18 protein-coding genes and 1 pseudogene are annotated in these 24,957 nt (G+C 53.4%); 12 read left to right on the forward strand and 7 right to left on the reverse strand.

Annotation, left to right across the window (positions count from 1 at the left end):
- Window position 1: 1 nt before the first annotated feature.
- From AC1XDK_RS26470 to AC1XDK_RS26480, 3 genes and pseudogenes are all read left to right on the forward strand, one after another.
- Complete coding sequence (locus tag AC1XDK_RS26470; RefSeq protein WP_483353011.1) at window positions 2–1,828, forward strand: DUF2264 domain-containing protein; 1,827 nt, start codon at window positions 2–4, stop codon at window positions 1,826–1,828.
- Between the two features lie 89 nt (window positions 1,829–1,917).
- Window positions 1,918–2,655, forward strand: a pseudogene (locus AC1XDK_RS26475) (glycerate-2-kinase family protein); the annotation flags it as partial.
- A 21-nt stretch (window positions 2,656–2,676) separates the two neighbouring features.
- Window positions 2,677–3,249 (forward strand): MOFRL family protein, encoded by a 573-nt coding sequence (locus AC1XDK_RS26480; RefSeq protein WP_483353029.1) that lies wholly within the window; start codon window positions 2,677–2,679, stop codon window positions 3,247–3,249.
- A gap of 19 nt (window positions 3,250–3,268) precedes the next feature.
- Here AC1XDK_RS26480 and AC1XDK_RS26485 read toward each other — a convergent pair whose 3' ends face one another.
- A complete protein-coding gene (locus tag AC1XDK_RS26485; RefSeq protein ID WP_483353012.1) occupies window positions 3,269–4,120 on the reverse strand; it encodes a fumarylacetoacetate hydrolase family protein in 852 nt (283 codons plus the stop codon).
- Window positions 4,121–4,241: 121 nt separating this feature from the next.
- Between AC1XDK_RS26485 and AC1XDK_RS26490 the strand changes: the two genes are divergently transcribed.
- Together AC1XDK_RS26490 and AC1XDK_RS26495 are read left to right on the forward strand one after the other, a co-directional pair.
- Window positions 4,242–5,588 (forward strand): nickel pincer cofactor-dependent isomerase, group 22, encoded by a 1,347-nt coding sequence (locus AC1XDK_RS26490; RefSeq protein ID WP_483353013.1) that lies wholly within the window; start codon window positions 4,242–4,244, stop codon window positions 5,586–5,588.
- Window positions 5,589–5,782: 194 nt separating this feature from the next.
- Window positions 5,783–6,880: a Gfo/Idh/MocA family protein gene (locus AC1XDK_RS26495; protein ID WP_483353014.1), complete on the forward strand. Its 1,098-nt coding sequence runs from the start codon at window positions 5,783–5,785 to the stop codon at window positions 6,878–6,880.
- Between the two features lie 143 nt (window positions 6,881–7,023).
- Here AC1XDK_RS26495 and AC1XDK_RS26500 read toward each other — a convergent pair whose 3' ends face one another.
- Window positions 7,024–7,830 (reverse strand): aldo/keto reductase, encoded by an 807-nt coding sequence (locus tag AC1XDK_RS26500; protein WP_483353015.1) that lies wholly within the window; start codon window positions 7,828–7,830, stop codon window positions 7,024–7,026.
- A 403-nt stretch (window positions 7,831–8,233) separates the two neighbouring features.
- On the opposite strand from AC1XDK_RS26500, the gene AC1XDK_RS26505 reads away from it, so the two are divergent.
- Genes AC1XDK_RS26505 through AC1XDK_RS26520 form a run of 4 tightly spaced genes read left to right on the forward strand, consistent with a single transcriptional unit; the run spans window position 8,234 to window position 12,368 of the window.
- Window positions 8,234–9,412 (forward strand): ABC transporter substrate-binding protein, encoded by a 1,179-nt coding sequence (locus tag AC1XDK_RS26505; RefSeq protein ID WP_483353016.1) that lies wholly within the window; start codon window positions 8,234–8,236, stop codon window positions 9,410–9,412.
- A gap of 21 nt (window positions 9,413–9,433) precedes the next feature.
- The gene (locus tag AC1XDK_RS26510) at window positions 9,434–10,405 is read left to right on the forward strand and encodes a carbohydrate ABC transporter permease (RefSeq protein WP_483353017.1); all 972 of its coding nucleotides are present in this window, start codon (window positions 9,434–9,436) and stop codon (window positions 10,403–10,405) included.
- Window position 10,406: 1 nt separating this feature from the next.
- A complete protein-coding gene (locus tag AC1XDK_RS26515) occupies window positions 10,407–11,255 on the forward strand; it encodes a carbohydrate ABC transporter permease (protein ID WP_483353018.1) in 849 nt (282 codons plus the stop codon).
- 6 nt (window positions 11,256–11,261) lie between these two features.
- Window positions 11,262–12,368 carry an ABC transporter ATP-binding protein gene (locus tag AC1XDK_RS26520; RefSeq protein ID WP_483353019.1) on the forward strand — a complete coding sequence of 369 codons (1,107 nt, stop codon included), beginning with the start codon at window positions 11,262–11,264 and terminating at the stop codon, window positions 12,366–12,368.
- 152 nt (window positions 12,369–12,520) lie between these two features.
- Here AC1XDK_RS26520 and AC1XDK_RS26525 read toward each other — a convergent pair whose 3' ends face one another.
- Window positions 12,521–14,164, reverse strand: a complete 1,644-nt coding sequence (locus AC1XDK_RS26525) for an acyltransferase (RefSeq protein WP_483353020.1) — start codon at window positions 14,162–14,164, stop codon at window positions 12,521–12,523.
- A gap of 273 nt (window positions 14,165–14,437) precedes the next feature.
- Here AC1XDK_RS26525 and AC1XDK_RS26530 point away from each other — a divergent pair, with 273 nt between their 5' ends.
- Both AC1XDK_RS26530 and AC1XDK_RS26535 read left to right on the forward strand, forming a co-directional pair.
- Window positions 14,438–15,220: an SDR family NAD(P)-dependent oxidoreductase gene (locus AC1XDK_RS26530; RefSeq protein WP_483353021.1), complete on the forward strand. Its 783-nt coding sequence runs from the start codon at window positions 14,438–14,440 to the stop codon at window positions 15,218–15,220.
- A 202-nt stretch (window positions 15,221–15,422) separates the two neighbouring features.
- The gene (locus tag AC1XDK_RS26535) at window positions 15,423–18,569 is read left to right on the forward strand and encodes a glycoside hydrolase family 2 TIM barrel-domain containing protein (protein WP_483353022.1); all 3,147 of its coding nucleotides are present in this window, start codon (window positions 15,423–15,425) and stop codon (window positions 18,567–18,569) included.
- Window positions 18,570–18,607: 38 nt separating this feature from the next.
- Here AC1XDK_RS26535 and AC1XDK_RS26540 read toward each other — a convergent pair whose 3' ends face one another.
- Window positions 18,608–19,423 carry an SDR family NAD(P)-dependent oxidoreductase gene (locus tag AC1XDK_RS26540; RefSeq protein ID WP_483353023.1) on the reverse strand — a complete coding sequence of 272 codons (816 nt, stop codon included), beginning with the start codon at window positions 19,421–19,423 and terminating at the stop codon, window positions 18,608–18,610.
- A 245-nt stretch (window positions 19,424–19,668) separates the two neighbouring features.
- Window positions 19,669–20,823, reverse strand: a complete 1,155-nt coding sequence (dgoD, locus tag AC1XDK_RS26545) for a galactonate dehydratase (protein ID WP_483353024.1) — start codon at window positions 20,821–20,823, stop codon at window positions 19,669–19,671.
- 1,497 nt (window positions 20,824–22,320) lie between these two features.
- Here dgoD and AC1XDK_RS26550 point away from each other — a divergent pair.
- The gene (locus AC1XDK_RS26550) at window positions 22,321–23,001 is read left to right on the forward strand and encodes an IS6 family transposase (protein WP_483353025.1); all 681 of its coding nucleotides are present in this window, start codon (window positions 22,321–22,323) and stop codon (window positions 22,999–23,001) included.
- A gap of 517 nt (window positions 23,002–23,518) precedes the next feature.
- Here AC1XDK_RS26550 and AC1XDK_RS26555 read toward each other — a convergent pair.
- Both AC1XDK_RS26555 and AC1XDK_RS26560 read right to left on the reverse strand, forming a co-directional pair.
- Window positions 23,519–23,983 (reverse strand): DUF8215 family protein, encoded by a 465-nt coding sequence (locus AC1XDK_RS26555; RefSeq protein ID WP_483353026.1) that lies wholly within the window; start codon window positions 23,981–23,983, stop codon window positions 23,519–23,521.
- 225 nt (window positions 23,984–24,208) lie between these two features.
- Window positions 24,209–24,721 (reverse strand): DUF8215 family protein, encoded by a 513-nt coding sequence (locus AC1XDK_RS26560; RefSeq protein ID WP_483353027.1) that lies wholly within the window; start codon window positions 24,719–24,721, stop codon window positions 24,209–24,211.
- Between the last annotated feature and the right edge of the window lie 236 nt (window positions 24,722–24,957).

A 24,957-nucleotide genomic window follows, 5' to 3' on the forward strand; every position in this document is an offset into this window, starting at 1 on the left:
CGTGAATCCGCTGAAAGAGAATCCACTTCGAACCCGAAACGACTTCGAACGGGCAGTAGAACAACTGTACGAACCACTCGTCCCTCATTTCAGCGAAGGAAAAGCGAGAGTTAGACCGACGGCTACCGGCGCTCGTTTTCCTCCTGTATCGGCCGAGTTGGAGGGGTTTGCCAGACCGCTGTGGGGAATCGTTCCGCTGAGTGTCCACGGGGAGTTCGATCACTGGTCTATTCTCCGAACTGGGTTGATCAATGGAACGGATCCTACCCACGAGGAGTACTGGGGGAAAGCAGATGACTACTCGCAGAAGCACGTCGAGATGGCTGCGATCGGAGTCGGACTCGCACTCGCGCCGGAGAACGTTTGGGAGCCATTGTCCCAAAACGAGCGAGAACGGTTAGTCACTTGGTTGAACCAGATAAATGATGTCGAGCTCTACGACTGCAACTGGCTCTTCTTCCGAGTGATGGTGAACCTGGGACTTCGTTCGGTTGGTGCACGACACGATTGGGAGTTCACTCAGCAATCCCTCGATCGTCTCGATTCGTTTTACCTCTCCGATGGTTGGTACACAGATGGGCCGAAAGACGACCAAAGTCCAATCGACTACTACCTTCCGTGGGCAATGCACTTCTACGGGTTGATCTACGCCGAGTTAATGGGTGACCAGGACCCGGAGAGAGCCGAAACATTCCGCACCCGAGCCGAGAAGTTCGCCACTCATCATATCCACTGGTTCGATAAGAGCGGTCGCGCGATCCCCTTCGGTCGAAGTCTGACATACCGATTCGCGCAAGCATCGTTCTGGGGAGGACTCGCCTTCGCCGGGGTAAACCCGCTTCCGTGGGGAGTCATCCGAGGTATCTGGGCACGTAATATCAGGTGGTGGCTCAATCAACCAATCTTCACAGACGGCGGACTCCTGTCTGTCGGGTATCGATACCCCACTCTAAAAGTATCGGAGACATATAACTCCTCGAACTCCCCGTATTGGGGGATGAAAGCCTTCTTCCCACTCGCACTCGACTCTAACCACCCGTTCTGGAAATCCTCGGAGAAGCCACTCCCGGAACTTCCGGACGAAGTCGTTCAACGGGAGGCCGGGAAGGTCATCCTCCGCGACGACGACCACTTGTTTGCGCTTTCGTCCGCTCAGGACAGTGTTCACGGACGAGAAAAATACACGAAATTCGCGTACTCGACTGAGTTTGCGTTCTCGGTTGCCGGGCGGTCGCCCGGCAAAGGGAAGGCAGGCCACGACAGTGCCCTCGCGCTAAGTCTCGATGGGGACCAGTACAAGATTCCGGCTACAGCGACCAGTATGGGCAGTAGTGGGACCACATTACGATCACGGTGGGTGCCGTGGAGTGGAGTCACTGTCGACACGTGGCTTGCTCCAGCACTCCCTTGGCATGTACGTGTGCATAGATTGCGGACCGACCGACCGGTTTACAGTGAAGAGGGTGGGTTCGCGCTCAATCAATTGGGGGACGACGATTCGGCGTTCGATCACGACATTCGGGACGCAACCGCACTCGCCAGGTACCCCAACGGTTTGAGCGGCATCATCGATTTGATCGATGATCGTACCCCGGTCGTCGTCGACGAAGAACCGAACACAAATCTGAATCATCCACGAACCGTCGTTCCCACGTTGCGGGGTTCCCACCAACCTGGAGAACACTGGTTCGCGTCGGGAGTGATGGCGTCCCCCGACGGCGAAAAAGCCTGGAACGAGAGATTCGAGGCGACGACTGACGAAGATGGTGTCGTGATCCGGAACTCGGACGGTAAGACGATTGTCCACTGCCCATCGAGTCAGCTTTGAGAGCCCTGTAGAGGATTTCGGACACCCTGCTTTGGACAGATTTTGAGCGGATGTATAACTTTTTAACTCCAAGATGCTGACTCGATACCGTGATACAAAACAGGGAAACCCTCACCGAGAGCAAAGCTCACGAACAGGTACTCGACTGTATCGAGGCGGCTATCGAATCGGCCGCGCCAGAAGTTGCGACACAATCCACCGTCTCGATGAGTGGCGAAGAACTCACGATTGGGGAACGTGTCTATAACCTCAAAAAGTTCGAAAATATTCTTATTGTCGGTGGAGGGAAGGCAAGTGGAGGGGTCATCGTCGCCCTCGAGTCGATTCTCGGAGAATGAATCTCGGGGGGGATGATTGTTACACAGACAGGCACAGAAACAAAGTCGGTTGACTGTCTGATTGGAGATCATCCATTTCCATCCCAACGAAACGTTGAAGCCACGGAGGAGATACTCGAACTTCTCGATTCGGTCGGTTCGGAGACGCTCGTACTGGTCGTAGTGACCGGTGGTAGCAGTGCATTGCTTTCGTCGCCAGCTAGGGATCTGTCGATAGACGATCTCCATACCACAACAGAGGCATTACTAAAGAGGGGAGTCCCAATTCAAGAGATCAACACCGTTCGGAAACACCTCTCACGCGTTAAAGGTGGACAGTTGATGCAGAGAGCAGCTCCAGCGACAGTCGTGACACTGATTGTATCCGATGTAACCGGAAACGACCTTTCGACGATCGGAAGCGGACCAACCGTACCGGATGAGACGACGTTTAGCGATGCGCTGGCAGTGTTCGATCGATACGAAATCAATCCGCCGCAATCCGTATCCGATCACCTCAAATCGGGAGAGATGGGGCGTATTCTCGAGACCCCATTTGAGAACAATGCCGTCTTCGATCACTCCGTGGAACATTTGATTTCGGACAATCTAACTGCTTTAGAAGCCGCTCAACGAGTCGCGAGGGAACAAGGTTATGAAGCGATCGTACTGTCGTCACGGCTCGGAGGAGAAGCATGTGAGACCGCCGACACAATCCTTTCAGTAGCAGACGAGTGCCTAGCTTCAGGAAACCCAGTTGAACCACCCGTAGCGATACTTGTCGGTGGAGAATGGACTGTCACGGTTTCGGCCGACCCGGGAACGGGGGGGCCGAATCAAGAGCTGGTTCTCTCAGCGGCTCAGGAGATAGAGCAAAATACTGTCATCGCTTCGGTGGATACCGACGGCAAAGATGGTGCTTCCGAGGTTGCAGGAGCTATCGTGGACGCGGAAACGGTGATAGACGTGACCCGCGCGGCGGAGTCCCTCTCCAAAAACGATGCGGGTTCGTACCTCTCGGAAGTCGGTGCCACGATTCAAACGGGACCGACGGGGACGAACGTGAACGATATAGTTGTCGTCCTGATCGGAAGTCGTCGATAGGACGGGTCAGCAGTCCAAGCTATTCAGCGACCACTGGATTTCGAAGGGTACCGATCTTCTCGATTTCAGCCTCGACTGTTTGTCCCGGCTCCAGGACTTCGACGGGGTCACGGAAGATTCCAACACCGCCGGGTGTCCCTGTCGCGACGACATCCCCCTGACGGAGAGTCATGGATTGACTGATGTAGGAAACGAGTTCTCCGACATCAAAAATGAATTCCTCGGTGTTTGAGGACTGCTTCGTCTCGCCGTCGACTCTCAGTTCGACGTCGACGGCGTTCGGATCGAAGTCCTCATCCGCGATGAGTACCGGTCCCATGGGGGCGAACGTATCGTAGCTTTTCCCGCGGAAGAACTGACCATCCGACTGTTGTGCCGTTCGCCCGCTCACGTCGTTAACGATAGTGTATCCCGCGATACGGTCGTAGACATCCGATTCACTACCGTCCGTGATATCCCGACCGATGACGACGCCTAACTCGACTTCGTAATCTACCTGCTCGGTACCATTGGGGTCCGGATGGACGATTGGATCCCCCGGGTTGGTGACTGCAGTCGGAGCCTTCCCGAATAGCATCGGAGAGTCAGGAATGGTTTCGTCTTGTTCCTCTGCGTGATCTCGATAGTTCATCCCACAGCAAACGATCTTTCCGGGTTGAGGAACTGGTGCTAGAAGCGAAACCTCGGAACGCGCAGTTTGTGGAAGCGCCTCGCTTGTGACGAGAGTGCGTATTCGCGAGCGATATCTCTTATCGGAAACGTCTGCCAGATCCGGTTCTCCTTGTGGAAGTCCGGAGAGCGAATGAATTGTTCCTTTGCGTTCTACTCCCCACGTGGGAGTCGACCCATCAGTATAGCGAACAAATCGCATTGAAGCAGAATCGAGTACCCCTTCGGTTAAAAGTGAGCATACCGACAAAAACTGCCGTATTGGTGCGTCGACAACCGCGGCTAAGGAGTAGGTTTATCAGCTGCCAAGTGATTGACCGGGTATGGATTCTATGGAGACTGCCGACGAACTATCAGTACCCGAGAAAACGATTATAGAAGCGTGTGGAGACCCACCGCTCCCGGAAATGGGAGTCATCGAGCAGGTCTGGAATACGCAGCCCATCCCAACCGAATCGATCGAGTCGCGTGCGGCTGAAGCGGTCCGTTCCCTCCCACTACACGACGTCCCCAACGGAGGTGAAGTCGCAATCGGGGTTGGAAGCCGCGGAATCGCGAATCTCGCGGATATCGTTACGGGCGTCGTCGACGCGTTGTCCGAAATGGGATACACACCCTTCCTATTTCCAGCAATGGGAAGCCACGGCGGGGCTACGGACGAAGGTCAACGAGAGATGCTCAACGACCTCGGTGTTTCAGAGCAGTCGGTCGGCTGTGAAATCCGATCCCAAATGGATGTAGTCGAAGTCGGTCGGACTCCGAATCGCGACGTACCTGTCGTTGCGGATGCGAACGCGGTCGGTGCAGACGCGATAATCCCGATCAATCGGATCAAACCTCATACGGACTTCGATGGATCCGTCGAGAGTGGACTCTCGAAAATGCTGGTCATCGGAATGGGAAAACAACGTGGTGCTAAAATCGCTCACGAATGGGCCGTTGACTGGTCTTTTCGCCAGATGATCCCGGAAATCACCGAACAACTCCTCAAAGCATTGCCAGTGGTTGGGGGTGTCGCGATCGTCGAGGATCAACACGATGATACAGCGTATATCGAGGGAATCCCTTCGAGTGGATTTCTCAATCGTGAACGAGAGCTGCTCGAACAAGCGTACGAGTGGATGCCGAAATTGCCGTTTGACGAGCTTGATCTCGTCATTTTCGACCGACAAGGGAAAGACATCAGTGGACAGGGAATTGACACGAACGTAATCGGACGGAGACCGTTCTCGATTAACGAGCCGGAACCGGAATCGCCTAATCTCAAGCGTATTTATGTACGAGGGCTGACGACGACGACACACGGAAACGCGATGGGCATTGGTTCGGCAGACGTGATCCACGAAGATATCGTGCGAGATCTTGATGCAGCGACAACGCTGATCAATGCGCTGACCGCGAGTACGATTCGCGGTGTCAAGCTACCTCCGGTCGTCGAAAGCGATCACGCCGGTGTAGTGGCAGCGTTATCAACCATCGGTGTGGTCGACACAGAGACAGTGCGCGTGCTCAGAGCGCCCGATACAATGCACCTTCACCGGCTCTATGCATCGCCCGCTCTGGTGGAGGAAGCTCGTGGTCGTGACGACCTGAGAGTAGTCGAGGATCCGTCCCCGATAGCGTTTACTGACGGGGAATTCGACGCCCCGTCTCTTCACGAAGAGTACTGAACACGAACGAGAGATACAAATCGCCCCATTTTCCGAATATGCTTAGCCAACCGCGTGGTACTCATAGTTTTATTACAATCGATGCATATGGTACAGACATCGTGTTCGCAAAGGCCTAGCGCGTGCTACTCTGATCGAGCAACGATGAACCCCAAGCATATGCACCAAAAGCACAATAGTAGAGGAAACACAGAATGAGGTATAAAGCTGGTATTATCGGAACAGGAGGCATCGCTGGGATGGGAATTCTCGGGATGCACGACGTAGAGGATATCGGGAACAAAAAAATCGACGCTAGCCACGCTGGAGGGTATGACAATACCGAAGAGATCGAACTTGTCGCCGTCGCAGATGTTGATGAGGAAAAACTTGCTACGTTTGGCGATGCGTGGGATATCCCCCCCAGTCAGCGGTACGTCGGTCACGAAGCAATGCTCGCTAACGAAGATTTGGACGTGGTTTCAGTCTGCACACCCTCGTATCTCCATTACGAACACACTATTGATGCTGCGCGATCGGCGGCAAATCCGGACGTTATCTGGTGTGAGAAACCGATCGCCTCCCAAGTGAGTGAAGCGGAGGAGATGGTCGAAGTTTGCGAGCAAACCGATACGGAGCTCCTCATCAACCATTCATTCCGGTTTACGGACAAGCTGCAGCGGTTACACGATCTCATCCACGATGAAAATATTCTCGGAGATGTGAAGTCGGTGAGCACTCAGTACAGGATGGAGCTGATGCGAAACTCCACTCACGTCTTAGATACCCTGGTCTACCTCCTCGATGCGCGAGCCAAACAGGTGAGTGGACACATAACTGGTGAAAATGAAGCGATCGACTCTCTCGGTGCAGCGGAGGAAGTAGTCGATGCTGGTGGTGGAGGACACGTCGTGATGGATGACGGTTCGTTCGTAACCGTCGACTGCACCATTCCGAGAGAAATATCCTCAATGACTCTCAATTTCATAGGGACGGAAGGGAAACTTTATATGAACAACGATGACGGAGTGTGGAAATATTGGTCGCTCGAAGAAGGGGAGCACGTGGAGCGACCACTGCCGGGGATCGACGGTGCATGGACGTGGGAGAACGACTACAAGCGATCGTTTGCGAACGCAGCGATCCATATACAGGACATTCTGAACGGTGAAGACGTGAACTACTCACCGGGGATAAAAGCCGTCCGATCCCTAGAGATCATCGTCGGGTTTTATCTCTCTCACTACACCGATTCGACAGTCGATATTCCACTCCCTCAACCCCTGCGTGAAATCCCGATTACGTCTTGGTGACGGAACTGGACAGGAGAATCGATTTACGATGGTGGATAAACGAGAGAACGGTCGTGTCGCCTCTGTGTCGTTCTGACAGAGGAGGTTTTTATACTACACTCGATTAGTTTGACTACGGAAAACGGTGAGAACTATGGTTTCACCTACTCCTCGAGCCACGGTGCTCCGTCCCGCTCGACATACCGCTCGGTTCGTTCAATATTTTGAATCCGTTCGATGTCTTCACTGTCGAGATCAAGATCGACGGCTCCGAGATTGTCCCTGATATGTGCTTCGCTCGTTGCTTTCGGGATAACACTGACGTTGTCGTGTGTGAGCAACCACGCGAGGCTTACTTGGGATGGACTAACATCGTGTTTGTCTGCGACTGCTACCACTTCAGGGAGATCGAAAACGTGCCCACGCGCGAGCGGGGAGTAGGCGACGTGGTTGTAGCCCTGTTCTTGTGCGTGGGCGATGAGGTCGTCTTGTTGAAGCAGAGGATGGGTTTCAACCTGATGAGCGAACAAGGGAGACTCGAGGTGGTCGGTTGCTTCCTCGAGCAGTTCGACACTGAAATTACAAACACCTACGTGCTTGATCAGTCCCTGGTCCACAAGTTCGTCGAACGCTGGCATCGTCTCGGGTGCATCATAATTCCCGACTGGCCAATGGACATATAGTAAGTCAAGATACTCGAGCCCAAGTCTGTCGAGGGTCACTTCCAATCCCTCGATGACTTCGTCGTGTTCGAGACCGAATTTTTCGGCGTGGACCTTCGAGCCGACGAACACCTCTTCGCGGGGCACGTCTGCCGAAGCGATACCTTTGCCCACGGCTTCTTCATTGCCGTAGTATTGTGCGGTGTCGACGTGACGGTACCCCATATCTAGAGCTGTTTTTACGCTTTCAATACAGGTGTCACGATCGGTATTCTGCCAAGTTCCGAGTCCGATTGATGGTAGACCCATACTTGAGTAACCAACCGCTGCTCAATTATCTTTTCGGATGCGGTCATACGGTATCTCGACTACTCGCATCCCTAAAACTGACATAATATTGTCCATTTCACAATAGATATCCGTCACGCAGGCTGCTGTCCGAGAGCCGCAATCGCAAGGCTACGTGGGGGTCAGCCTGTAACGGACAACATCCAAATGCGACTATATGATAATTCGGCTCTCACCGGAATCTTTATCATAGTTCATCGTAACCTTAGCTGTGTTAGCCATGACAGGTGAGCACAATGTCCGTAGTCGGCGCGATCTACTAGCGATGCTTGGTGGAATTGGTGTTACGAGTCTTGCAGGTTGTATCAGTACGAATGCACCCCCGGACTCCTCGGGCGATAAGTCCGGAGGACTCTCCGGTGAGATGGCGGACTCCTTCAAGTTCTGGGAGATGAGTGGCAGTTGGGACCACCACATGAAACAGTACAAGGAGGAAACCGACGTCTCCATCAACCATACGAATATGGGTTACGACGAGATCATCGATCGGCTGCAGACGCGACTTCTGTCAGGGAGTGACGCGCCTGGTGTCGCCATGATCGAGTACTCGTCGCTAAAACAGGTCGCTGACACCGGCGGCCTCCGAGATCTTACCCCATGGATCGAAGAGTCAGGAATAAAGAAGGAGTTCCCGTCGTCGATCTGGGAAAGTGTCAGCGGCGGTGATGAGACGTATGAGATTCCATACGATATCAACCCGACAAGCCTGTTTTACCGGAATGATGTCTGGGAAAAACATGGGGTTAGTACTGATATCGAGACGTGGGATCAGCTGATCGAGGAAGGAAAGAAGCTCCCGGATGGCACGGCTCTGCTTTCGGTCCCATCCGCTGCACTGAACCTATACTGGCGAATGCTTTACTGGCAGCTTGGTGGCCAAACGTTCGACAGCGATGGGAACCTCGCGTTCGACAACGACACCAGCCTCAGAGTGTTTCGGCTACTAAGTCGATTGGGAGATGAAGGACTTACGAGTGAAGTGACGAACTGGAGTCAGCAGTGGTTCAACGGGTTCAGTAAGGGGTCGATCACGGGGTACTGCTCGGGCGCTTGGTTCAACTCGACGCTCCAAGAGTCAGTGAGTGATACCTCCGGAAAGTGGAGAGCCATGAAGCTCCCCGCCTTCGAAAAAGGTGGCCCCCGAGCTAGTAACCGCGGTGGTTCTGGACTCTGCATTCCCAAACAGGTGAGCGACGACGTCGCTCGTCGGACATTTGATTTTGCGCTGAAGACGAACGCCAATGCGGACGAAATGGCATGGCTCTTCGATAATATCGGGAATTTCAGCGCATATAAACCCGCTTACGAGAAGGACGCGTTCGACAAGGAATTCGATTTCTTTGGTGGGCAGAAGCTCGGTCACCTGTGGACCGAACAAATAGAGAACATTCCACCCCATCGCTTCACCGTGGACACTCCGACGGTTATGGATATTATCAACACGCAGCTACGAAAGGTGGTCTACGGGAATCTCAGCCCCGAAAAAGGTCTCAAGAACGCCGTGGAGGAGGCCAAGAAACAGACAAATCGGGGTGTTGCTTAATTGAGTTCAACCGAGGGTCGGATGCGACTCGATAAACTCTACGACGATCTACGGTTTAAGCGCCAGTGGTTGTCAGAAAAGTTTCCATCGGTTTCGAACGCACCATTAGTGCTACTGACCCCAATGATCGTCTTGTTCGCTACCTTCCTCGTCTTCCCCGTTATCTTCACGCTCATTCTAGCGTTTTTTAGATATCAGGGAATATCTACGGACCCACTGTTCGTAATTAATCTCGGTATTAGCTATATCGTCGTTCCTCAGGTAGTGGACTTGCAATTCGTCGGCCTTCAAAACTTCGAGCGCATGCTGACGGACAACGTTCTCCATCAAGCGCTATTCAACACGGTGTATCTGTTCGCCGTGCTGATCCCGACGATGGTGATCATTCCGCTTGCCTTAGCGATTGCACTGAATTCTGCGCTGATTCGGTTCAGGAATACGTTTCGGAGCCTTCTTCTGATCCCAACAGCCGCAAACACAATTGCTTACGCAGTCGTCTTCATCGCGATAGTTGCTGAGGGAGGATTGGCAGACAGTCTCTTCCTCCTCATTGGGATCGATCCGATCGCGTGGCTCCAAAACGGGTTCTGGTCTAGAAATCTGATAGCGTTTATGTCCGTGTGGAGATGGACCGGATACAACATGATCATCTTCCTCGCCGGACTCCAGACGATTCCCCAATCACTGTACGAGGCGGCGGAGATCGACGGAGCAACACGGCTCCAGAAATTTCGATACGTGACGGTACCGCAGCTGAAGCCGGTGTTGTTGTTCATTATCGTCACGAGCACGATCTCTATCTTCAAGAAGTTCGCGGAGCCACAGATACTGATCACCTCTGGCGCGCCACTTGAAGAGACTCGGACGGTCGTGTACTACATTTACCAGGTTGCATTCCAGAACCTCGAGTTAGGGTACGGCTCCGCCCTGACCGTACTGCTCGTCGCGATCGTTACAACCATGTCCCTAATCCAGTTCCGGGTGGCTGATTGAGATGCACGAAAAAGATCTAAACGAGGCACTTTGGAAGTTCGGTGGCTACGGGTTCGTCATTGGCGCGGTCCTATTCGTAATGATACCGATCTACTGGCTCCTCGTCGCTTCGACGCTGCCACAGACCGAAATTCTCGGCAGTGCCGGGAGTTTACCCCGATTACTTCCCGGGTCGCACTTCCTCGACAACGCGCAAGCGCTGGCGGAGCGTCAAAGTGTCAACTACTACCAAAGTGTGCTAAACAGTATCATCGTGGCGAGTTTGTACACGGTGTTATCGCTTATCCTGTGTTCGATGAGTGGGTTTGCGTTCGCGAAATATGACTTTAGGTACAAAGAATTGCTATTCCTCGCGATTCTTGGTACGCTCATCATTCCGATCAACCTGCTCGTGATTCCACTGTTCCTGCTGGTCTCGAACATGGGAATATCTAACTCGTTTGCGGCGATTATCCTTCCATGGGCAGCGTATCCGGTCGGGATTTTCTTCATGCGTCAAACGATGCAGTCGATACCGGATTCGCTGTTGGAGGCCGCACGAATGGATGGTGCTACGGAGTTCCAACTCTACTATCGAGTCGCGCTCCCGACGGTAAAGTCCGGTATCGCGGCTCTGTCCGTGATTCTTTTCCTCTTCCAGTGGAATCTCTTCCTGTGGCCGCTAGTCGTGCTTCAAGAGGAAAAGTTCACGATACCCGTTGCACTAACGAAAATTATGAGCCAACAGGCACCTGCTTACGATCAACTGATGGTCGCTGCGCTGATCGCGATTGTGCCGATGCTTATCGTCTTTATCGCGCTACAACGCCACTTTGTAAACGGGATCCTCGCAGGAGCGGTCAAGGAGTAATAATTCATGACAGAGATAACGATTGATGGACTGAAGAAGACGTACAACACCGAAGACAGCGCGATCATTGCGGTTGACGACCTCGATATAGAAATCGCCGACGGAGAATTCATTGTACTGGTTGGACCCTCCGGGTGTGGTAAATCAACGACGCTCCGATGCATAGCTGGGTTGGAGAGTATTACCGAAGGAGAAGTACACTTCGACGGACAGGTCGTAAACGACCTTCGCTCACGCGACCGCAATGTCGCGATGGTGTTCCAAAACTACGCTTTGTACCCTCATATGAACGTGGAACAAAACATGAGCTTTGGTCTCAAGCTCTCATCGAAATTATCGAGTGAAGAGATCAGTTCGCGCGTGACTGACGCCGCGACGATGTTGGGAATCGATGATCTATTGTCGAAAAAGCCGGGAGAGCTATCCGGCGGTCAGCAGCAGCGTGTGGCCCTGGGTCGCGCAATCGTTCGTGAACCGGGTGTGTTCCTCATGGACGAACCGTTGTCGAACCTGGACGCGAAGCTCCGAGCAGGGATGCGAACCGAGATTCAGGAACTCCAAAACGATCTGGATGTCACGACGATATACGTCACCCATGACCAAACCGAAGCGATGGCGATGGGTGATCGAATTGCTGTACTCAGCGATGGGATTCTCCAACAGATCGACGTTCCGGAGGAACTCTACAGAAATCCGACCAACGAATTCGTAGCGGACTTCATCGGAAGCCCGAGCATTAACCTCTTCGACGTGGAAGTCCAGGGTCAAACCCTCATCGGACCAAATGGGTTCACCTACGAAATGGCTACCTACAAAACGGGCGATCACCGACGACTTCGCATGGGTGTACGGCCCGAAGATATCGAAATCGACGATTCGGGAAGTGAGTTGGCTGTGAGCGTCGTCGAGAAGATGGGCAACGAGAACTTCATATATGGACAGCTTGGAGAGAAAGAGATCGTCGCACGGACGGACGCATCTATACGACCGGAACCTGACGACCAAGTCGGGATTCGATTTGACGAAGAGTCGGTCTATCTCTTCGACACGCAGACTGGAGAGTCTATAAAAACGAAAACCGACGAAATCAGCCCCAACCAGACACAGATATAGATTGTCGCTCGGATTCCATCGAAACATTCCGCAAGAAGAGAAGGAGTCCGGTCATCGATACCGTTCACGTCTCCGTCACGAACGAGATACGAAATGGAGGTAGAGTATCCGGGATTTCACAGTCTCTTTGATCCGTCTCCACACAGCCGCCATTACTGCCGATAGATATGGAATCCGGTGTCCGTCCGGTGGATTCCCTTGGGTTTGTATCCGAGTTCGCTGCTCATTCCACAGACGGTTGCGAGGAGATAGATAACGCTGAGCCACATTTCTGTACCCTGTAGCGTAGGCCGCTCGTCGGTGAGATTGAACGCGAACCCTCGGCCATTGTGCCACTGTCCCAGTACCTGATCAAGTTGGACACGAGCCCACTCCTCGATTTCGTCGTGACGGTAGTCTGTCTGCTGCCCACACAGCCACAGCGGGTGGACGACGTCTAAGGTGTTACATGCGTTCTTCGAGGTCGCTCGAAAGTGAGTCGAATCGCGCCCGTGACGTAGGACAGTGTCAATCGTCGCTTTCGGGAACGGTACCTCTAAACCGAACTGAGCGTACGTTCCCCTCGTCGCTCGATAGAAACCGTTCACTGGTTGGATCCACCCTTCGTCAGCGGTCGGTTCGCCCCAGAGGCCAGTGTCCGGGTCGACTGACGTCTCGAGCCAACCGAACACCGATGCAAGCGAACGATCGCTGTCGAAGTAACGGTGGTTGAAGTAGAGTCCGGTCGCGTAGTGATCTATCCAAGCCCCACAGCCCCACGCGTTAGTCTCCCACGGGAGTTCTTCGAGCTGTTCGTATAGGTTTTCGGGCGAAAGATCGTCGACGGCGGATATTCGATGCTCGAACGTCTCACCGAGGACTTCGAGAGCGTATCCCACTGAAAGAATGTGATACGGTCTCCACTCCGGCGGTAGTGAAGTCGGATCGTGGTTTCCCGAGGGTGTTTCACCCGGGTTTGGAAGTAGCCCAGTATCTGGGTCTTGAAGATTCTGTAGCTCTTCTACCAGACCTGCCCGATTCCATCCCGGCGGAGTCTCGTCGAACATTCCCGCGATCTCCACGGCGTCACACAAGGCACGAACGGGCGTCGAATCGGGGTGATCAGGCAGACTTCTGTCTGGAGCATCGCGTCGATGGGTAGAGATAACGGCAGACATCTGATCAGCCACCATCTCTCCGAACTGGGACAGACGATCACGGAGATCGGAACGAGGGTTGGCTTCGTTTTTCTCTCCTCGATAGCCGACGATCGTTCCCGGGTTGCCGACGACAATCGCATACTCGGGGACGTCCGAGGTGACAACGGCCCCCGCGCCGATGACGCTGTGTGAACCGACAACGCTCCCGTCGAGGACAACCGCTCCTGCACCGATCCACACATCGTCTCCGACCTCGATTCCTTCGTATCGGTTTCCTTGCTGGTGAATCGGGGTGTCGGGTTCTTCGAACACATGATTCTCTCCCCAGATGCTGGCGGTGGAGGCAATGCGAACGCCGTCGCCGATTGTAACGTCGCCTGCGATGTTCACGTACGGGTTAACCGAACAGTTTGCCCCAATGGAGACATTCCCTCGGATAATCGCACCGCTGGCGACGATAGTGTCGTCACCGACCTCTCCGTTCGGGAGGGTGATCACTGCCTCTTCCGAGATGAACACACCGTTACCGATGCGTAGGTCGTACTCATCGCGAAGAAACGATTGCCACTCTGTCTGTCTCACTCTCATCGACTCTGGTATCTCTCGCCACGGTAGGTGGGAGAGTACCCTATCTCGATGGGTATCGTGTGTTGGCATGAATTCTCGTTCCGAACTTCATGGAAGACAGTATTATACGTTTGGATGGTTGCGTTAGTACTTGCTGGGGATGATACCGTCCAGAACCCACCGCCTACCTATCCAGTTTTACCTGCGCAGAATTTCTCTTTCGTAGCACGATTCAACACTGGGGATGCCGACATCTATGGATACCATACCGTTGTTTTCATGCACTAAACGCCCCCGTATATATCAAGTAATCGTGTTAATCGATCCGAGTTCTTAATACGAACCATATATGAAGTATAAAACATGGATTTGGACCTTACCGGAAGGACTGCACTCGTCACCGGAGCAGGACGGGGTAACGGGCGAGCGATTGCACACGAACTGTCCGACCTTGGGGCGAACGTTATCGTAAATGACCTTGAGGAACGTCCCGCGAAAAAGGTTGCAGCGGAACTCCGTGAAGACGGCGATGCAATCGGCATCGCCGCGGACGTGAGTGACAAGGACGAAGTCCAATCACTGGTAGACGAAGGAACGGCAGCACTGGGTGACATCGATATTCTGGTCAACAATGCGGGAGTCGGAAATGCCGGACCGTTTCTGACGAGCGACGAAGAAACGATTCGGAGCCGTTTTGAACTGAACCTGAACGTACATCTCTGGGGTTCGATAAACTGCATTCTAGCCACCGTTGATGGGATGGTCGATCGGGAATACGGTAAAATTGTCAACATCACATCGATCCACACGAAAAACGGCGTCGGAATGTCTCCGGAGTACGACGTCGGGAAGTTCTCGCTATTGGGCCTGACGAAATCCCTCGCGCTTGAGTTCGGACGTGAGGGGGTCCGCGTCAACGCGGTCGCGCCTGGATGGACCAACACCCGAATGGTCGACGAATTCTCGGAAGAGACTCATCAGCAGATTCGATCCAACAATCCGCTAGGTGAATACGCTGACCCTGCGGATATTGCAAACGCCGTTGCATTCCTCGCATCTCCCGCTTCCGACTACGTGAACGGTCACGAGTTACGCGTCGACGGTGGTCAGGTACCGATTGACTCTTGGAAGTACGACAATCGTTGACACCGCCGATACGAATCGGGAGCACCGACGGTGGCGCAAAATCACATCGGCGCGCTTCGCGGACCACTCGGTGATACCCCGATTACCGACTAAGGGTGTCACCAACCAACGTCGAGGAGTTCTTCGACGCTGATGTTGCTACCGTCGGATCGTCGTGTTGACCGAAACAACCATACGCACCCGTTCTGTTTCTCGAAGTATCATGGGTACCCATTGGAACAACCCAGAAGTCACTGAACGAAACCGACTGGATCCTCACGTCGACGTCCTCCCGTTTCGTGAGGTGCGGACCGCGATTCGAAGCGACCGAAGTTCGTCACCGTGGATTTCGATACTGAACGGCGAGTGGTCGTTCGACCTCGCCAACTCTCCCGCCGAAGCACCGGAAGCGTTCCATGATCCGGGTTTCGACATAGCCGAGTGGGACGAAATCACAGTCCCGTCGAACTGGCAAACGGAAGGGTACGGCGATCCACACTACACGAACGTTGTCTACCCGTTTCCGGTTGATCCGCCACAGGTTCCGACCGGAAATCCGACCGCATCGTACCGGCGCTCGTTTCACATCCCCGAGGGTTGGGACGACCGGCAGGTACGGTTTCACTTCGAAGGCGTCGATTCCGCATTTCACGTCTGGGTGAATGGTGAGGAGGTCGGCTACAGCGAAGGAAGTCGGCTCCCATCGGAGTTCGACGTAAGCGACGCGGTCACTCCTGGAGAGAACACACTTGCCGTTCGGGTGTACAAGTGGTCGAACGGTAGTTATCTCGAAGATCAGGATATGTGGTGGTTGAGCGGGATCTTTCGCGATGTCTACGTCTACTCCCTCCCGAACGTGCACGTCGCAGACATAGACGTACGGACCGAACTAGACGACGAGTACGTCGATGCTACCTTCAACGTCGGCGTCGACGTTGCGAACGTCGGGAGTGATGACTCTTCGGTCGATCTGTCGGTCGTTCTCCGTGACCCAGAGGGGAATGTAGTCCCGCTCGAACTCGACCGAGCGTCCGTGACGGTCGATGCGGACGCGACGACGACAGTCGAGTTCAATGCCGAAGTACCTGATCCAGCGAAGTGGACGGCCGAGACCCCGAACTGCTACGAACTGGTGTTGACTCTCTCGGGAACCGAGGAGGAGACCGTCGTCACGCAGACGGTAGGATTTCGCGAGGTAGAGATCACTGGCGGACAACTTCTGGTCAACGGCGAGGCGGTAACGATTCGGGGCGTTAACCGTCACGACTTCCACGCCGATTATGGGCGGGCGGTTCCCGTCGAAACGATGCGTGAGGATGTCGAACTAATGAAACGCCACAACCTCAACGCCGTCCGGACGGCACACTATCCCAACGACACGCGCTTTTACGACCTCTGTAACGAATACGGCCTGTACGTACTGGACGAAACCGACATCGAGTGCCACGGGATGGAGTTCGTCGAGTCTGCCGAACACATAAGCGACGAACCTGCGTGGGAGGACGCGTACGTCGACCGGATGGTTCGGATGCTCGAACGCGACAAGAATCATCCGAGTGTGATCGTCTGGTCTCTCGGAAACGAATCCGGATTTGGTGCAAATCACCGGACAATGGCCGAGGTGACACGCGAGCGCGATCCGACCCGGCCCCTCCATTACGAACAGGATTTCGACCAGGAGGTCGTCGACATCGTCGGACCGATGTACCCGACGTTCGACGAACTTGAAGCGTGGGCCGGAGAGGAAAACCCCGAGACGCCCGTCATCCCTTGTGAGTACGCCCACTCGATGGGAAACGGACCGGGAAGTCTCCAGGACTACTGGGACCTGTTCTACGAACACGACCGGCTACAGGGCGGATTCGTCTGGGATTGGATCGATCAGGGTCTTCGACAAACGGACGACGAGGAACGCGAGTGGTTCGCCTACGGCGGCGACTTCGGCGATGAACCTAACGACACGAACTTCAACATCAATGGGATGCTGTTCCCCGACCGAACACCCTCGCCGGGTCTGATCGAGTACAAGAAGGTTGTCGAACCGGTCGCCCTCTCGGGTAACCCCGCGTCCGGGGAACTGTCGGTCGAGAACCGCTACGATTTCCGCGGTTTGGGTCATCTCAACGCGAATTGGCGCGTCCTCTCCGATGGTCGGCCGGTTCGAAGCGGCACGCTCGACCTCCCGTCCGTCAACCCCGGTGAACGCGCGACGATCGAACTTCCGACGGGAGCGACTTCCGTCGAGACCGACCACGAAGCTGTACTTCGGGTCGATATCACGCTCGCAGCCGATACGGCCTGGTCGACACACGGTCACACCGTCTCGACGGCGGAATTCGAACTTGTCACCGAAAAATCCCAGCCGAAGACCGGATTTGACGCACCGCTGACGTTGGAGACGGTCGGCGACGATCTCGTCGTTTCGAACCGGACGTTCCGACTGCGTTTCGACACGACGTACGGCATCGTTGATTCGTACTCGTACGAGGGTCGCGATTTGATCCGTGATGGGCCGCAAGTCGGGCTGTGGCGTGCACCGACGGACAACGACCGCGGACTACCGCTATCCCGGACCCTCCTCACGACGATGGCTGAACGATACGATGAGGAGATGCTTCTCTCGCCTACAGACATCAAGACGGTCGGATTCGCACAACTATGGCGTGAGAACGGTCTCGACGGCCTCCAATTCCGCACCGATCGTGTCGCTCACGAGATCGACGGGGACGAGCGAATACGGATCACCGTTGAAGGGCGACTCGCACCACCGATCTTCGACCACGGATTCGGTGTCCGAATGACCTACACCGTTGACCGCGACGGTACGGTCACCCTCGAGACGCACCTTGACCCCGAGGGCGACCTCTCGATGCTCCCGTCACTCCCGCGCGTCGGACTCGACCTGACGCTCGAAGACGAGTTCGACGAGGTGACGTGGTACGGACGTGGTCCGGGCGAGGCGTACGTCGACAGCAAGGAAGCCGCGCTCCTCGGTCGCTACGCGGAGACAGTCGATGACCTGCACACGCCCTACGTCAGGCCGCAGGACAACGGCAACCGGACCGACACGCGATGGGTTACGTTCAGCGACGGTCGTGGTGTCGGCGTCCACGTCACCGGTGGCACACCCTTCGATTTCAGGGGGCACCGCTACAGTGTCGATGACCTCGAGACGGCCAACCACGACCACGAGCTCCCCCGTCGAAACGCGGTGTACGTCTCGCTCGATTACGTACACTGTGGGTTGGGGTCCGGTAGTTGTGGTCCGGCGACGCTTGAACAGTATCGAGTCGATCCCGAACCGATGGTATTCACCTTCGAGTTTCGCCCGTTCACAGGCGATGGCGATGTACCCGACAGCAGATACTGAGCGGTCCGGAGGAGACTCAACGTTATCGCTGTTCTCCGTCACTGGACGTGTGTTCGGTACGTTCGATACTGTTCGTCCTGCATGACTGCCGTCCTACCTCCGTCAACGAGTAGGCTCTCGCCAGTGACGAACGATGCGTCGTCACTCGCAAGAAACGCGGCGACACCCGCTACGTCATCCGGGGTTCCCAGCCGCCCGACCGGGTGTATCTCCTCAGTGTACTCGTAATCGTCGCCGAGTTCCTCTCTCGTGCGTCCAATCTCAACCCAACCGGGGTTGATCGTATTGACCGTAATACCGTGAGGACCGAGTTCCAGAGCGAGCGCACGAGTCATCCCATTGATACCGGCTTTGACGGCGTTGTACGGAAACAGTTTCGGCATCGTCAGGTACGCGTGGTTCGAGGACATGTTAAGTATCGTCCCGCCCGGTGGCATGTACTCAAGGGACCGTTTCGTACAAAGCCAGAAAGAACGAAAGTCAGTCTCGATCACGAATTCCCAGTCATCGATCGTAGCGTCCTCGACCGTCGTTTCGGTCTGAACGCCCGCGTTGTTCACCAATACGTCGATTCGGCCGTACGTATTGACGGTGTGTTCGACGAGTGCTTCGATCTCGTCGGATTCGCGCATGTCTGCCGGAACGAACGTCACCTCTCCATCGCACTTACGGATGTCATCGGCGACGGTCTCACCGGCGTTCTCGGAGCGACCGGTGATGACAACCGACGCACCTTCGGCGGCAAACCGGCGTGCGACACCTTCGCCGATTCCGCGCGTTGATCCGGTGACAAGAACGACGCGACCCTCGTGTCTTCCGTTCACTACGTTCGTAGCCTGTGTGTTCCCAGACATCGGTGATGGACAAGACCGATCGAGCGGCGAAATAGGTATCGGATCGAGGGATATCGTTTCAATCGGGAACTACCATATCCCGGTGGGAACTCGATTCAGGCATCGTGCTGGACCGACTCCTCCGCGCCGAAGATCAGCTCTGTCGCCTACATGGCATTCTTTGCCCGGACTTTGACCGCGGTATCGACTACCTTCAGCTACCGCCATCCCACTGGAACCTGAGGGTTGCTCTTCATGAATACAATTCACCATTCGGCGACGCTGCCGTCATCATGCCTCCATACCGGATTGTGCCAATTAACGTCTTTCTCGGCTTGTTCGCGGACGTATGATTCGTCTATCCCGATCCCGAGTCCTGGTGTCGTGGGGACGGAGACATGACCGTTCTCATACTCGAAGACAGATGGGTCGACGAGGTAATCGAGGACGTCACTGGTTTCATTGTAGTGGATATTTAGGCTCTGTTCTTGAATGAGGGCATTCGGGGTGCAGGCATCGATCTGTATGCACGACGCAAGTGCAACCGGTCCAAGTGGGCAATGCGGCGCGAGCGCGACGTCGTACGCCTCGGCCATGCTAGCAATCTTCTTCACCTCAGTGATACCACCGGCGTGCGAGAGGTCAGGTTGGATCACGTCCACCGCACCCGATTCGAACACTTCTTTGAAATCCCACCGAGAGTACATCCGCTCGCCTGTGGCGATAGGAATGGATGTGTGGGCTGCGATTTCTGGGAGTGCGTCATTGTGTTCTGGCAATACTGGTTCTTCAATGAACAGGGGATTGTACGGTTCGAGTGCCTTTGCGAGACGTTTGGCCATTGTCTTTGTCACACGTCCGTGGAAGTCGACCCCGATGTCAATATCGTCTCCGACAGCGTCTCGGACGCTTTGTAAACGGTTCACTGCGTCATTGACGGTGGCCGGATTGTCAACGCGTTCTACTTCCTCGGTCGCGTTCATCTTTAGTGCTGAGAACCCCGCATCGACTTTCTGTTTCGCTTCATTTGCGACCTTAGAGGGTCGGTCACCCCCGATCCATTGATAGACTCGGATCCGATCACGTGCGGACCCGCCAAGTAATTCATACACTGGTGCATCGAAGCGCTTCCCCTTGATGTCCCACAACGCCTGGTCAATGCCGGCGATAGCCGACATAAGGATGGGACCGCCGCGGTAAAACCCGCCACGATACATCGTCTGCCAGTGGTCCTCGATCGGATCAACGGGTCTGTCGAGGAGATAGTTCTCCATCAGTTCCTCAACGGCCGCCTTGACGGTCTGAGAGCGCCCTTCGACGATCGGTTCACCCCAACCGACGGTGCCGCCCGTTGTCTCGATGCGCAGAAACAGCCAACGGGGAGGTACTTCGAACAGTTCGTAGTCAGTGATTCGTTCCATTTCTATAGGACCGTATCGACTCAATTCATCGCGGGGTTTGAAAGCTTTTCTACAACTGTACTGTTGTAATTCTACGCTTGATTGACGTCGGTCACCCGTTTCGGATGATTTTTGAAGGTCAATAAAATAGCTGACATTATTTCCACGTGTATTCAGCTAAGCTGAACGAGGTCGCAGTCAAGGAGACGGCTACCAGACTCACTGAGGAGTGACTTTTGTCATAGGAGATAATTGACTTGGTATGAAGTTACTGCTTGGTATGTAGCCATTTGAAGGGCGTGAGACTGATTTGGCGGCTATATCTCTCAGCGTCGTTATTGAGATAAATACTGTGGGGATAAGACTTCAATTCAACGAGTTCGATTATCGAACTGCTACACATCTTCGCGAATTCTCCCTTCCTGAATTAGTATATCTGAACAATCCACAGTATCGCTATACCGAGCGGGTAGTTCCGTTCTCAGCATTAGTCTCGGTGTCGTTCCAAAGCGCGTGACAGGTATAGTATTGTAATGCAATGGTCGGTTTAGGCCAATTTTGGTGCAATCGTCACTGACATCACAATATATCAAACAGTATGTTCAGACATAATGAATTTTGTTTTGTATACTTAATGCTCACCCGATTCGACTATCAGTCTCGTCGCGTTGGTAGTCTATTACCATAGTCTACACGCCTTCGGGTGTTCTGAATGCCTCTGTGGGCATATGACATGCGAATTTCATCGAGCAGTTCGTCAAGTTCACAAACAACTTGTTGTATGTCACGATCGTGTAATGATATTTCAGGTATCTCAAACTGGAGGCGTAAGTAAAGCCACTTTTACTAATTCTATCTAATATGGATTATGATAGTATCAATATCTGAACTTAAATCTGGATTAAAAATTGGTCCACAGACTATCCAGATGGATACTTAACAACTACTAGATAAGATGGTAATGCATAGAATGTACAATATATTGAGGGCCTTCATCCGATTCCCATCTCACCAGTTAGAAAAACAGTAGGCTAGCATTTTTAAAGGGTGGTACCACTTTTCGATGAGGATTTACTCCGTATAGTCAATCTTGATCGGATAAATACCTATGAGATCAACGTTTATTCTGAGTTAACCGACCAGAACCGTCATCTCCCTCCAATTATACCTCAGTAACTTCATATAAGAATGTAGCCGCTGAATCGGTGCTATGTCGCTTGAAGATTTATACATTAAGATGTAACTCAGTAGAGATTACATTGTGCTATTAGAGCAAGACAACTTGTTATTGATCGCTACAAAATTTTGCCGGTCGATTTATTTTGGCTTGACGAAGGAGAATCTGAACCACTATCAATGTTTAGTAAATATATTGGGATATTGTTAAAAATAACATGCCTACACCGGACAGACAATATATTCTTCTATATTCTCTATCAATAGTAATTTTTATTCTAATATTTATATCTACTAAGCACTGTCTAGATAAGGACGAGCAGGTCGAAGAGTTAGTGATTGATGCTACTCCCAAACCTACTCAAAAAGTGTTTAGACACGGCTACGCTTGAATGTTGGGAGCGTGAGCGGACGGCAACGCCCGTCAGGGCGTTCGCCGTCCGCCTCCACGCGACCGGTTGTTCGCTCAGAGAAACAAAAGCAATTCTCGCGCTCCTCGGCGTAAAACGGTCGCATCAAGCGATTTTTCAATGGGCTCATCGGGTTTCTGACATCGTTTCCGACCCGCCGTCGGCATCGCCGACGCGGGTCGCGGTCGACGAAACCGCTGTCAAAATCAACGGCGAATGGTCTTGGGTGTACGCTGCAATAGACACAGAAACAAAGTTACTGCTCGATGTCAAAGTATTTGATCGGCATGGGACCGATCAAGCGGCTGCGTTTCTGTCTGGATTGGCCGAGAAACACGATCTTTCGGACACTGTGTTTCTCGTTGATGGCTACGGCTATCGGACTGCCCTCTTTCGAATTGGATTGCGCGGTCACCTTGACTATACCGAGCGAAACCTAATCGAAAAGTGGTTTCACACACTCAAACAGCGGGTCGACCGCTTCCATACCTCGTGGGTGGGCAGTCGGCCGAGCGTTCAGCGGTGGCTTGAGCAGTTTGTGCATTACTATAACCATCAGCGACCGCATCAATCGCTTGAAAACCGAACACCTGTCGAGGAGGAGCTTAACTAGACAGTGGCATCTACTATTTCAAATATTATCTTGGGCAGTTCTAGGTTAGGCTCACTGACTCTCGGCCCTCCTTTATCCGCTTATTCGTTCGTATTTCAAACTGTATTGGTACTCACATAGGTTAGTAGGTTATACTAACACTATATGCATTCACTTCTAGTCTCGCTGGAAATTGTTTACGGGGTATTCTAGCGAAATGACGGCATATGCGACCTGAAACGGCCCTGTTCGATACGCTCATAGCGAGCTTGCTATCGTGTTGGACGAGACACGAGACGACGAGACTGACGTTGAGCGTCTTGCAACGCGAATACTCGAAAATGATGGGAACACACGGCTGCTGATTGGCGTCATTAGGCGGATAACAGTGGAACTCACCTTCAATCGGGTAACTGAACTCGGTCACGCAAACGCCAATTGAGACTGCTTGATTCGATGGCGACGGGTGTTGGCATATCTACTGGCGGCGGATGGATGGTTAAGTGCTTGAATCAGGCGCGTTGGAGCTAGCAATAGCTCATTTTGAGGAGGTCGACCAGTAGTGATCAACGACCCAAGGGAAGTAGCAGATCGCAATCGCACTGATGGTAATCCCGACGAGTGCTGAGAGATACATCGAATGGGAAAACGACCCAATGTAGCCACCAGAATACCCCGCAACTAACAGCAACACATTGTAGTAGAGTATCCGCACACCAAACAACGAGAGTGTCAACGAAAGCCACCCAGGCTCTGTTCGCGTTGGTGGTGTCACCCATTCACCATAGAACAGAGCAATACCGACAACGGCGGTTCCCCACCCAAAGACAAGCGCATTTTTAACACCAATTGCAGAGATCGGCTCTAGATTGAGGATAAGAACGAGGACTGGAAGTGCAGGGATTGAGATATCGAATACCGCGTACACCAGGTCACCAACGGGATCGGTAGCCGAGATCGTTGGAAATCTCTGCTCTGATTTTCGAGGTGTTGAGGATGACATTGGTACTCACACTCTCAGTCTCGAACTTCGGGGGCATACTTCAAAAAATTATTGTTACTTTCTACTACGAAGTCTATGAATCCTTCTGGAGGCGTTTCACCGTGCTACCAGACTCGTTCAGACATCGAAGTCGTCGTGTTCATTTCCTACACACTGATTGATCGGTGAATTTCATACTGGACTTTGGCCAATTCTTGATGGGCCGGTAGAGTCACTGGTATCAGATCACGTGTGCCGCCGGGTCGCAATTGCTCCAGCGAGCGATGGAAAACTCATAACCGCAAGTCCGCCAATCACGACTGCCCACCCGATTGGGAGTAAGGGAAGTTGGATTGTTTTGCCGAGGGAATCACCGCCATAGGCGATGACGGCTAACGCGAGGTTGAAATAGAGGAACCGCAGGCCGATCAGCAATGGGGTTAACGAAACCCAGCCGGGGATGTCAGTAAAGAGCGGCTGTATCCAGCCACCACGAATCAAGGCTGTTCCGAGTACCATTGTTAGCCATCCAATCATGGCCGCGCTTTTGATTCCGCCAAATTCGACTGCGGTAGTGACCATGATGATGTAGAGCAATGGAATACAGGGAACGGAGATATCGGCAAATGCATAGACGGTGTCGTCGATGAGGAGGCCAAGGCTATCTTTTTCGACAGTTGTGAGTGTACCATGGCCGCTGAATGAGCGTCGGGTGTTGGTCTCTGCTGGTCGGGGGGTGCGTCCTGGTGGACCAGACATGGTATTTCAAACTTCTCTGTACGGTAATAAAAACATTCAGGATTTCTGCATTTCTATCACATGTCTGCACACAAATCAGACACGGGATTGCCGATTTGGTTCGGCTATCCCGAACAATTCGGGGGAAAGACGTCTGTTTTCTGGGATTTCGGAACGTTTGGCACTGTCTAGATAAGGACGAGCAGGTCGAAGAGCTAGTTGTTCATGCTACTCTCAAACCTGCTCAGAGAGAGTTT

This window comes from Haladaptatus sp. HS23 (assembly GCF_056892285.1).

Bases quoted from the DNA above. Each gene is read 5' to 3' on its own strand.
- AC1XDK_RS26550 (WP_483353025.1), top strand. From the start codon at position 22,321: ATGCTACTCCCAAACCTACTCAAAAAGTGTTTAGACACGGCTACGCTT.
- AC1XDK_RS26515 (WP_483353018.1), top strand. From the start codon at position 10,407: ATGCACGAAAAAGATCTAAACGAGGCACTTTGGAAGTTCGGTGGCTAC.
- AC1XDK_RS26485 (WP_483353012.1), bottom strand. From the start codon at position 4,120: ATGCGATTTGTTCGCTATACTGATGGGTCGACTCCCACGTGGGGAGTA.
- AC1XDK_RS26520 (WP_483353019.1), top strand. From the start codon at position 11,262: ATGACAGAGATAACGATTGATGGACTGAAGAAGACGTACAACACCGAA.
- AC1XDK_RS26530 (WP_483353021.1), top strand. From the start codon at position 14,438: ATGGATTTGGACCTTACCGGAAGGACTGCACTCGTCACCGGAGCAGGA.
- AC1XDK_RS26525 (WP_483353020.1), bottom strand. From the start codon at position 14,164: ATGCCAACACACGATACCCATCGAGATAGGGTACTCTCCCACCTACCG.
- AC1XDK_RS26490 (WP_483353013.1), top strand. From the start codon at position 4,242: ATGGATTCTATGGAGACTGCCGACGAACTATCAGTACCCGAGAAAACG.
- AC1XDK_RS26535 (WP_483353022.1), top strand. From the start codon at position 15,423: ATGGGTACCCATTGGAACAACCCAGAAGTCACTGAACGAAACCGACTG.
- AC1XDK_RS26555 (WP_483353026.1), bottom strand. From the start codon at position 23,983: ATGTCATCCTCAACACCTCGAAAATCAGAGCAGAGATTTCCAACGATC.
- AC1XDK_RS26510 (WP_483353017.1), top strand. From the start codon at position 9,434: ATGCGACTCGATAAACTCTACGACGATCTACGGTTTAAGCGCCAGTGG.
- AC1XDK_RS26500 (WP_483353015.1), bottom strand. From the start codon at position 7,830: ATGGGTCTACCATCAATCGGACTCGGAACTTGGCAGAATACCGATCGT.
- AC1XDK_RS26540 (WP_483353023.1), bottom strand. From the start codon at position 19,423: ATGTCTGGGAACACACAGGCTACGAACGTAGTGAACGGAAGACACGAG.
- AC1XDK_RS26480 (WP_483353029.1), top strand. From the start codon at position 2,677: ATGGGGCGTATTCTCGAGACCCCATTTGAGAACAATGCCGTCTTCGAT.
- AC1XDK_RS26560 (WP_483353027.1), bottom strand. From the start codon at position 24,721: ATGTCTGGTCCACCAGGACGCACCCCCCGACCAGCAGAGACCAACACC.
- AC1XDK_RS26505 (WP_483353016.1), top strand. From the start codon at position 8,234: ATGGCGGACTCCTTCAAGTTCTGGGAGATGAGTGGCAGTTGGGACCAC.
- AC1XDK_RS26495 (WP_483353014.1), top strand. From the start codon at position 5,783: ATGAGGTATAAAGCTGGTATTATCGGAACAGGAGGCATCGCTGGGATG.
- dgoD (WP_483353024.1), bottom strand. From the start codon at position 20,823: ATGGAACGAATCACTGACTACGAACTGTTCGAAGTACCTCCCCGTTGG.